General features: G+C 62.8%; 2 protein-coding genes and 1 pseudogene. 2 read left to right on the top strand and 1 reads right to left on the bottom strand.

Features of this window, described 5'->3' with window-relative positions; all coding sequences use genetic code 11:
* Positions 1–563 (bottom strand): DUF2235 domain-containing protein (locus JHD07_RS15745; RefSeq protein ID WP_291623762.1); only part of this gene is annotated, 563 nt, incomplete at its 3' end.
* Positions 564–847: 284 nt separating this feature from the next.
* On the opposite strand from JHD07_RS15745, the gene JHD07_RS15750 reads away from it, so the two are divergent.
* Together JHD07_RS15750 and JHD07_RS15755 are read left to right on the top strand one after the other, a co-directional pair.
* The gene (locus tag JHD07_RS15750; RefSeq protein WP_028136425.1) at positions 848–1,999 is read left to right on the top strand and encodes a hypothetical protein; all 1,152 of its coding nucleotides are present in this window, start codon (positions 848–850) and stop codon (positions 1,997–1,999) included.
* A 6-nt stretch (positions 2,000–2,005) separates the two neighbouring features.
* Positions 2,006–3,322 (top strand): annotated as a pseudogene (locus tag JHD07_RS15755) (hypothetical protein); the annotation flags it as partial.

A 3,322-nucleotide genomic window follows, 5' to 3' on the forward strand; every position in this document is an offset into this window, starting at 1 on the left:
GAGCCGTCGCCGGAGCCGTACTTGGTCTGAAATCGCCGCGCCAGTTCGAGGCGGAGAGGCTCGAACTGCTCCCGCGGGTGGCCAGCGCCGTGTTCCAGCACGGTATCCACGGCCTCCCAAGCGATGTCCTTCACGGCCTTGCGGTAGCGCATCAATGGGCCGGCCGGCGTCTTTGTGGGGACGCCGCAAAGCATCAGCAGGTTCGCCAGGCTTCGGACGGTGTAGGCGCCCCGGCTGAACCCGAAGAGGAATATCCGGTCACCGTCTTCGTAGTGGTTGACGACGAATTCGTAGCAGTCGGCGATGTTGCGCTTGATGCCGTCGCCCGCGATGGACCCGAGCATCTTCTGGACAAAGCGTACCGGAGCGGTGAGGGCGGTCGCGCCGATATCCGTCCCAAGGCCGGCGTCGTAGAAGACCACTTGCTTGGACGGATCAATGGCCGTGTCCGCATGGTCGCGGCTCACACGGTACATTTTGAAGATATTGCTGATGCGCTGCTCCGGACGCGCCCCGCCGTCTTGGCCGGTTCCGTCGGAGTAGACGACGATATTCTTGCTCATCCTGAACCTGTCCATCCGCTGCGAGGACGATCTCCACCCGGAGCAATCCTAGTTCCCCGATCATGCCGCTTGTCGGCTGAAAAACCAAGAACACCGAGTGAACAAAGCTGGTTCCAGATGATTAAAACTTGAACAATATCATATATATAGCGTGATAAAATTAATCTGGTAGCACATCTTGCGTGGCCAAATTGCCATCATATCTTCTTAAGTGCGCCCGTCCGATCTGCAATCGGTCAAGGAGCCGCGACCGATCTTTCGATCGTTGAATCAGGGGGATGGGAATGGTAGTTAAAGCATCACTTTTCAAAGTCGACAACGGCGACATGGTGTTGTTCGAGACCGAGTCCGGTCGTCGGATCCTGACCGACATCAACATCCGGGAGGCGGCCGACGACGAGGACGACGACACCCCCAACGTCGGGAAACAGATCCGGAACAAGCTCGATCGGGACGATAAGGGGAGGCTGTTCGTCGATGGCTTCCTGAACACCCATCCGGACGCCGATCACATCCGGGGCCTGGTCAAGCACTTCCATCTCGGCGACCCGTCGACCTGGGTGAAGGCCGACGACAAGATCATCATCCGTGAAATGTGGTCCTCGCCGATCGTGTTCCGCCGGGCGAAGGCGAAGGATGAGGATCACGTCCTTTGCGCCGACGCCGAGGCTTGGCGCGACGAGGCCCGCCGCCGCGCCAACAGGTTCAAAAAGGAACGGACCGCCGAGGACGGCAACCGCATCCTGATCCTGGGCGAGGACGTCGACGGCAAGACCGATGACCTGACGGAAATCCTGGTGAAGGTCGACGAGGTGTTCTCGAAGATCTGCGGCGTTCAGGACACTTCCTTCGAGGCGCGGCTGCTGGCGCCGATGCCTGCCGACGACGAAGCGGAGGAGGAGGTTCTGACGAAGAACAACTCCAGCGTCATCATGCGTCTGGACCTGAAGGTGTCCAAGGTCACCCGCGGGCGCTTCCTTCTCGGCGGCGACGCCGAGGTCGCGATCTGGGACCGCATCTGGGAGCGCAACAAGAAGTGGCCCGAGCGTCTGCAGTACGACGTTCTGATCGCTCCGCACCACTGTTCGTGGCACAGCCTTTCCTACGATAGCTGGTCCGAAAAGGGCGAGAAAGCCAAGGTGTCCGAGCCCGCCCGGAGCGCCCTCGGGCAACCGCTGGATGGCGCGCTGATCGTGGCCAGCAGCAAGACCATCAAGGACGACAAGAACGATCCGCCGTGCATCCGTGCGAAGCGCGAATACATCGATATCCTCGATCCCGTGAAGGGCGAATTCAAGTGCGTCGCCGACAGTCCGGGCGACGATCCGCTGGCGATCGAGGTCACTTCGGCCGGACCGCGCGTCAAGCGCGCTGCGGTCGCCGTCAGCGTCGCCGCCGGCACCGGTATCGGAAGCCAGCCGCTCGCCCACGGATGAGCCGATATGGCGGCGATCTCCGCGGCAGACGACATTCCCATACCCGTCCGACGGGCGCTGCGCCTGATCGAGGCTCACCCGTCCGTCGAACGGGTGACCGCCGAACGGATCGAAGGAAACGACGCCATCCGGGCCATCGTGGAGATCCGGACCGAACTCCCGAACGCATGGAGGGCTGCGGGCGAGAGCCCGTCGGGCGTCCGCGCGGTCGAGCCCGTGACGTTCATCTTCACGGCAGGATATCCCTTGAGGGCGCCGCTTATCCGCCTCCGCACGGACTTCAATCGCAGTCATCCGCACATTCAGCCCTCGAGGAATGGCGGTCCACCTGAACCGTGTCTCGTCGCCGGTTCGCCGCGTGAGGTTCTGCGCGTTCGCGGAATAGGTGGCCTTTTCGAGCAACTGGTCGACTGGCTGGACAAGGCTGCGATGGCGCAGCTGATCGATCCGGAGCACGGCTGGGAGCCGGTGCGGCGTGACGGGATCGACGACGTGATCGTCGCGGATCCGACCTGGTTGACGGGTCTGCCCACCAGAGAGGGCGGCTGCTCGGTCTTCCCGGCGTGGTACTACGCTTACCGCGAAGCAACTTTGTCTACCTACCGGATCGGCATCCCGCGCGCCGCTCCGGTACCGCTGGGGCCGCGGTTCGCCGGCGAATGGCGATATGCGCCTGTCGGCGATGACGGGCAAACCGGCAACGCTCACGCACTGATCGCGTGGTCCGGTAAACTCCCGACCGGTCGGCCGTTCGTGGCGGATCGCTATCTTCCGGAAACGGTCACGACGATTGACGAGCTCTTGAAGCGGGCGGCCGAACTAGGCTGCCGCGAATTCCTGGAGCCGAAGCTCGGAATCCTGCAGGAGCGGGTTTCGCAATCGAAATTGAAGGAGAAGCAGCCGATAGCCGTCATTCTGTTGGCGCGACGCCCGTTCGAGGTGATCGGCACGACTTCGCCGATCGAGATATGCCCCTACGTCGTGGAATTGCGCGGCGGCGAGGCGCTCTCGTCAGGCAGCGGCAAGCTGGTCAGGACCGCCACGCACCGAGATGAGATATCACCCGAATTGCTGCGACGCGCTGCGGGCGACGACGGGCAGGCGCTGCGTCCGTGGACGCTCCTCGGCTGCGGAAGCATCGGATCCAAACTCGCAGTTCATCTCGCCAGGTCCGGACGGGGACCCGCGGCCCTCATCGACGACGGCATCCTGCAACCTCACAATTTCGCGCGCTACGCCACGCTTCCCTCCGACACGAAAGTCGAAAGCTTCTGGTCCATTCCAAAGGCGCACTACCGGGCCGAGGCACTCGCGACCCTCAAG

The organism is Bradyrhizobium sp., assembly GCF_016462955.1.
Lineage (GTDB): Bacteria > Pseudomonadota > Alphaproteobacteria > Rhizobiales > Xanthobacteraceae > Bradyrhizobium.